Source organism: Polynucleobacter finlandensis, from assembly GCF_018881755.1.
Lineage (GTDB): Bacteria > Pseudomonadota > Gammaproteobacteria > Burkholderiales > Burkholderiaceae > Polynucleobacter > Polynucleobacter finlandensis.
In genome coordinates, this window is sequence record NZ_JACVPS010000006.1 from 123213 (window position 1) to 129664 (window position 6452).

Sequence of the window (6452 nt, forward strand, 5' to 3'; positions counted from 1 at the left end):
GCATGTCATTTTTCCGTTTCTTGCCTGGGGCTGATGCCCTCTCAGCCTTCCGCCAACAGCGTCTTTTAGCATCCCTAGCGGCCCAAGGTGTTGAACTCGAGTCTATTGAGGCTCAGTATCTCCACTTCATCTGGTCTGAATCAGATCTCGATGTCAAAAATCAAGAAATTCTTGCTAGCCTTTTAACCTACGGACAGCCTTTCGTATCAAAGTTAAAGTCGGGAAACTCATGGTTTAGCAAAGGATCTAAGCTTTGTGAAGACGCAGTCGTCATCCCTAGATTTGGCACGGTATCGCCATGGGCTAGTAAAGCTACTGACATTGCGCGTCAATGCGCTTTGAACGTGCTCCGGATTGAACGTGGCGTTCAGTTTGCATGGCAATCTAAAAAAGAATTAACCCAAACCCAAACAAATATTGTTTTGGCAGCTATTCATGATCGGATGACAGAAGCTGTTGTTGACAGCACAGATCAGGCTCAAGCTTTGTACCAAACTTTGGCAGATCGTCCGCTCTTGCGCATTCCAGTATTGACAGAAGGAAGGGTTGCACTAGACAAAGCGAACCAAGAGTTGGGCCTTGCTTTATCTGATGATGAAGTTGCTTACCTCACAGAGAATTTTATACGTCTAGAGCGCAATCCAAGTGATGTTGAACTCATCATGTTTGCCCAGGCAAATAGCGAACACTGTCGCCATAAGATTTTTAATTCTTCATGGACGATTGACGGCGATGATCAAGAACTTTCCTTGTTTGCCATGATCCGTAATACCCATCAGCTTCGCCCCGAAGGCACTATCGTTGCTTACTCAGATAACTCCGCCATCATGGAAGGTTGTGAATCTGAGACCTGGGTGCCGCAAGGCAAAGATCAGCGCTATGAGAAAGATATGCGCTTAGTGCATACCTTGATGAAGGTGGAAACCCACAATCACCCAACGGCGATTGCACCATTTCCTGGAGCCTCTACAGGCGCTGGTGGAGAAATACGAGATGAGGGTGCTACCGGTATAGGCGGACGCCCTAAAGCAGGCCTCACAGGCTTCTCGGTATCCAATTTAAATATCCCCGGCACTGATTTGCCTTGGGAGACTGAGAAGTACGGTAAGCCAGAGCGTATTGCTACACCATTGCAGATCATGATCGACGGTCCTTTGGGTGGAGCTGCTTTTAATAATGAGTTTGGCCGTCCCATTTTGGGTGGTTATTTCCGTGTGTTTGAGCAAACTTTAGATGGCACTCGCCGTGGATATCACAAGCCCATCATGATCGCCGGCGGTATTGGCAGCATTGATTCCATTCATACCCATAAAAAACCGATTCAAGCTGGTCATCTATTAATTCAGTTAGGTGGACCTGGAATGCGCATTGGTATGGGTGGCGCTACCGGCAGTTCTGTTGCAACTGGGACCAATACTGCAGATCTGGATTTTGATTCCGTCCAGCGCGGCAATCCAGAAATGGAACGCCGAGCACAAGAAGTGATTAATGCTTGCCGCGCAATGGGCCAGAACAATCCGATTGTTTCTATACATGATGTCGGGGCAGGCGGTTTATCCAATGCTTTTCCCGAGTTAGCTGATGGTGCTGGCTTAGGTGCGAAATTTAAATTACGCAACATTCCACTCGAAGAGAGCGGCATGAGTCCTGCGGAAATTTGGTGCAATGAGTCTCAAGAACGTTATGTTCTCGCCATTGATTCTAAAGATTTGGATCTATTGAAGTCTTTATGCGAGCGTGAGCGTTGCTTATTTGCTGTCGTTGGCGAAGCTACCGATGAGCGTCAACTTCTATTGACTGATAGCAAGCAGGAATCTGGAACTGATGCAGCCTTGCCAATCAACATGCCAATGGATGTGTTGTTGGGTAAACCACCACGCATGCACCGCGATGTTAAGCGTGTTCAGCAAGAATTTACTGAGCTCAACGTTACTGATGCTGATTTAGCGCAGTGTATTGCCTGGGTGTTACAACAACCAAGTGTGGCAAGTAAGTCATTCTTAATTACGATTGGCGATAGAACCGTAGGCGGCTTAAATTCTCGTGACCCATTCGTAGGTCCTTGGCAAGTGCCCGTCGCTGATTGCGCCGTCACAATGATGGACTACAAAGGTTATCGCGGTGAAGTGATGACCATGGGTGAGAGAACTCCTTTAGCCGTCATTGATGCTCCTGCTGCCGCACGTATGGCTGTTGGTGAGGCCTTAACCAATTTACTGTCAGCTGATATCAACAGTTTGCAAGACGTCAAGCTATCAGCCAACTGGATGGCAGCATGCGGCGCACCCGGTGAAGATGCGAAGCTCTATGACTCTGTTCAAGCAATTGGTATGGATCTTTGCCCGGCATTGGGAATCTCTATTCCAGTCGGTAAAGATTCTTTATCTATGGCAACAGAATGGCGTGATGGTGATCAGTCCAAGAAAGTGGTTTCACCGGTTTCCGCAATTATTTCTGCATTCGCTTCTGTTATCGATGTACGCAAGACCTTAACGCCTGCTTTGACATTAAAAGATGCCAAGGGCGCAGCTTTAGAAACCGAGCTGATCTTGATTGACCTTGGTCGTGGCAAGAATCGTATGGCGGGTAGCATCCTTGCTCAAGTTCTCAATCAATCTGGCAAGGTAGCTCCGAATGTAGATCACCCAGAAGATCTCAAAGCGCTAGCTGCTGCCATTATTGAGCTGCGCAAAGAAAACAAATTGCTGGCGTATCACGACCGCTCTGATGGTGGTTTGCTAGCCTGTATTGCTGAGATGGCATTTGCCTCCCATTGCGGTATCTCTATAAATGTAGACATGATTGCTGTAGATGTTGGCCAAGAACCAGATCATGGAGATGCAAAGAATTGGGCGCAGCAAGTTTCAGGTCGCCGCCACGAACAAACAATACGAGCCTTGTTTAATGAAGAATTAGGCGCCGTAGTTCAGGTGCGCAGAGAAGATAGGGATACGGTGTTTGCAGTCTTGCGCAAGCTTGGCCTTAGCGCTTACAGTCATGTCATCGGTAAACCCAATACCAATGGCCGTATTGAGATTTGGCGCGATGCTAAAAATATCTTTGCTGAGCCCAGAGAAGTTCTGCAAAAGATGTGGGCCAACACCAGCTATCAAATTGCGCGCCTACGTGATAACCCCGCCTGTGCCGATAGCGAGTTCAATTTATTAGACGACCTTGCTGACCCTGGCATGTCACCGAAGCTGACATTTAATCCGTCAGAAGATATTGCTGCACCATTTATTCAAAAGAATATTCGCCCTAAGGTCGCAATTCTGCGTGAGCAGGGCGTTAACTCTCATGTTGAAATGGCGTATGCCGTGAACTGGGCTGGTTTTGATAGTTATGACGTGCACATGTCTGACTTGCTCGCCGGCATGGCAAAGCTAGATGATTTCCGCGGCTTAATTGCTTGTGGTGGCTTCAGTTATGGTGACGTCTTGGGAGCTGGTGAGGGATGGGCCAAAACCATTCTGTTTAACCAGCAATTACGCGATCAGTTCTCAGCCTTCTTTAATCGCCAAGATAGTTTTGCATTAGGCGTTTGCAATGGCTGCCAGATGATGAGCAACCTTTCAGGAATTATTCCTGGTGCAGAGGCTTGGCCTAAATTTACCCGCAATCAATCTGAGCAATATGAAGCCCGCCTCGTGATGGCTGAAGTATTAGCATCGCCATCCATCTTTACCCAAGGCATGGAAGGTAGCCAGTTGCCAATCGCAATTGCGCATGGTGAGGGTTTTGCTAACTTTAGTCAGCAGGGTAATTTAGAGCAATTACAGAAGCAGGGCTTATCAGCATTACGTTTTGTAGATAACCTTGGCAGGCCGACTGAAACCTATCCCATGAACCCTAATGGTTCACCTGGTGGTTTAACGGGTGTTACCACCCCTGATGGTCGTTTTACGGTCATGATGCCGCATCCAGAAAGGGTGTTCCGTGCTGTGCAAATGAGCTGGTGTCCACCAGAATGGTTAGATGTTGCAGATGGCGCAAGCCCATGGCTGCGTTTATTCCGTAACGCGCGTCGCTGGGCGAACTAAGCCATGTCTTTGGGCATGGAGCCAGTAACCTTTTCTGAAAGCGGCGGCGTACGTTATCTGCACTTTGGTAGCGAATTAATTCAGGGTGCAATGCGCATTCGCGATCCTGACGAAATCTACCTAGAGTACAACCAGCAGATGATGGCTTGGTTACTGTTTCTAGAAACTCAGCCTGGTATGCGTGTAGCCCAACTGGGTCTTGGTACTGGTGCATTAACTAAATTCCAACATCGTTATTGCCCAGCCGTAAAAACGACTGTTGTTGAACTCAATCCAGCTGTGATTATTTCAGCAAGGAGTATGTTCTTTACTCCGGATGATGATCGTCGCCTAGAAACACTACAAACCGATGCGAAAGTATTCGTACAGAGCGCAAAGCAACAAAAACAATACGATGCTGTACAGGTGGATCTCTATGACGCTATTTGCGATGGGCCTGCTGCGAGTTCGCTTGATTTTTATAAGGGCTGCTACGACATCCTGAAAAGTACCGGCGTCATGACGGTCAATTTATTTTCACGTCATAAGAGTTTTGACATCAACTTACAAAATATCTGTGAGGCATTTGACAATAGAGTCCTACTGTTTCCGGAGTCGCATGATTGCAATGTGGTGGCTATTGGTTTTAAAGGACCCAAACTCGAGGTTGAGTGGAAAGAAGTTTCGAAGAGGGCAAAGCTGATTCTAGAAAAGACTGGTTTGCCAACCAATAAATGGGTATCAGGCATCGCCCGTGAAAATGCACGCCAAGAAAGTAAATTATCGATTTAAAGTAGCTATTTAGGCTGGGCTGCTAAGAAAAAAGGCGATCAATTGATCGCCTTTTTTGTTCCCCAATACATCTGAGGGTTTAGGACTTTAGATTGTTACGGTATCGGCTACATCACTAAATGACTTTAGCTTATCGAAGCTCATATATCTATAAACCTCAGCAGACTTAGCATTGAGTGCCTGAACTTGCTCCAAGTACTCGGCGGGAGTTGGCAAGCGTCCAAGCAAGGCTGCCACTGAAGCAAGTTCAGCAGAGGCCAAGAAAACGCGTGTATCAATACCTAGGCGATTAGGGAAGTTACGGGTTGATGTAGAAACTGCTGTAGAGCCTTTACGGATCTGAGCTTGGTTACCCATGCATAAAGAGCAACCAGGGCTCTCCATACGCGCGCCAGCAGCACCCAACATGCCGTAGTAGCCTTCTTCCATCAAGACCATGGCGTCCATCTTGGTAGGAGGAGCAACCCATAAGCGTGTTGGCATATCTTTCTTGCCCTGCAAGACTTGACCAGCAGCACGGAAGTGGCCAATGTTCGTCATGCAAGAACCGATAAAGACTTCATCGATTTTTTCACCAGCAACTTCAGACAATACTTTTACATCATCTGGGTCATTAGGGCAGGCAAGAATAGGCTCTTTGATTTCATCGATATTGATTTCAATGATTTCAGCGTAATCAGCATTCTCATCAGCTTTAAGGAGTTGTGGATTTGCAATCCAAGCCTGCATGGCTTTAATACGGCGACCTAATGTACGCTTGTCTTCGTAACCATTGGCAATCATCCACTTCATTAAAGTGATATTAGATTGCATGTACTCAATGATCGGCTCTTTGTTGAGGTGCACTGTACAACCACCAGCAGAGCGTTCTGCTGAAGCATCTGACAATTCAAATGCTTGCTCAACTTTCAGATCTGGCAAGCCTTCAATTTCTAAAATACGGCCAGAGAAGATATTCTTCTTGCCTTGCTTTTCAACAGTGAGCAAACCTTTTTTGATTGCATATAAAGGAATGGCATTCACGAGATCACGCAAGGTGATGCCGGGCTGCATCTTGCCTTTGAAGCGAATCAATACAGACTCCGGCATATCCAATGGCATCACGCCAGTAGCAGCAGCAAAGGCTACCAAGCCTGAACCCGCTGGGAATGAAATACCGATTGGGAAGCGAGTATGGCTATCACCACCAGTACCACAGGTATCTGGTAACAAGAGGCGGTTTAACCAACTATGAATCACACCATCACCTGGACGCAAAGCGACACCACCACGATTCGTCATAAACGGTGGCAATTCATGCTGAGTGCGAATATCTACTGGTTTTGGATAAGCGGAGGTGTGACAGAACGATTGCATTACGAGATCAGAAGAGAACCCTAGGCAAGCCAAGTCCTTTAACTCGTCACGAGTCATTGGACCAGTTGTATCTTGAGATCCAACAGTTGTCATGTGGGGCTCACAATAAGTCCCCGGACGAACGCCTTGACCTTCAGGCAGGCCACAAGCACGGCCAACCATCTTCTGAGCCAAGCTGAACCCTTTTTTATTGTCTGGAGGGCTCACAGGTACACGGAACTCTGTAGAGGCGGGTAATCCCAATGCTGCACGTGCTTTAGCTGTTAAGCCGCGACCAACAATCAA

General features: G+C 47.2%; 3 protein-coding genes. 2 read left to right on the top strand and 1 reads right to left on the bottom strand.

The features are described from left to right. Positions 1–2 precede the first annotated feature (2 nt). Together purL and ICN49_RS05975 are read left to right on the top strand one after the other, a co-directional pair. Entirely contained in the window at positions 3–4040 is a 4038-nt protein-coding gene (gene purL / locus ICN49_RS05970) for a phosphoribosylformylglycinamidine synthase (RefSeq protein ID WP_216166728.1), read from the top strand. Positions 4041–4043: 3 nt separating this feature from the next. Next, positions 4044–4811: a spermine/spermidine synthase domain-containing protein gene (locus ICN49_RS05975; protein WP_255535415.1), complete on the top strand. Its 768-nt coding sequence runs from the start codon at positions 4044–4046 to the stop codon at positions 4809–4811. An 87-nt stretch (positions 4812–4898) separates the two neighbouring features. Here the strand turns inward: ICN49_RS05975 and ICN49_RS05980 are convergent. Continuing rightward, positions 4899–6452: bifunctional aconitate hydratase 2/2-methylisocitrate dehydratase (locus ICN49_RS05980; protein ID WP_216166729.1), on the bottom strand; the 1554-nt coding region annotated here is incomplete at its 5' end.

Coding starts and splice junctions, on each gene's coding strand:
- purL (WP_216166728.1), top strand. CDS start 3: ATGTCATTTTTCCGTTTCTTGCCTGGGGCTGATGCCCTCTCAGCCTTC.
- ICN49_RS05975 (WP_255535415.1), top strand. CDS start 4,044: ATGTCTTTGGGCATGGAGCCAGTAACCTTTTCTGAAAGCGGCGGCGTA.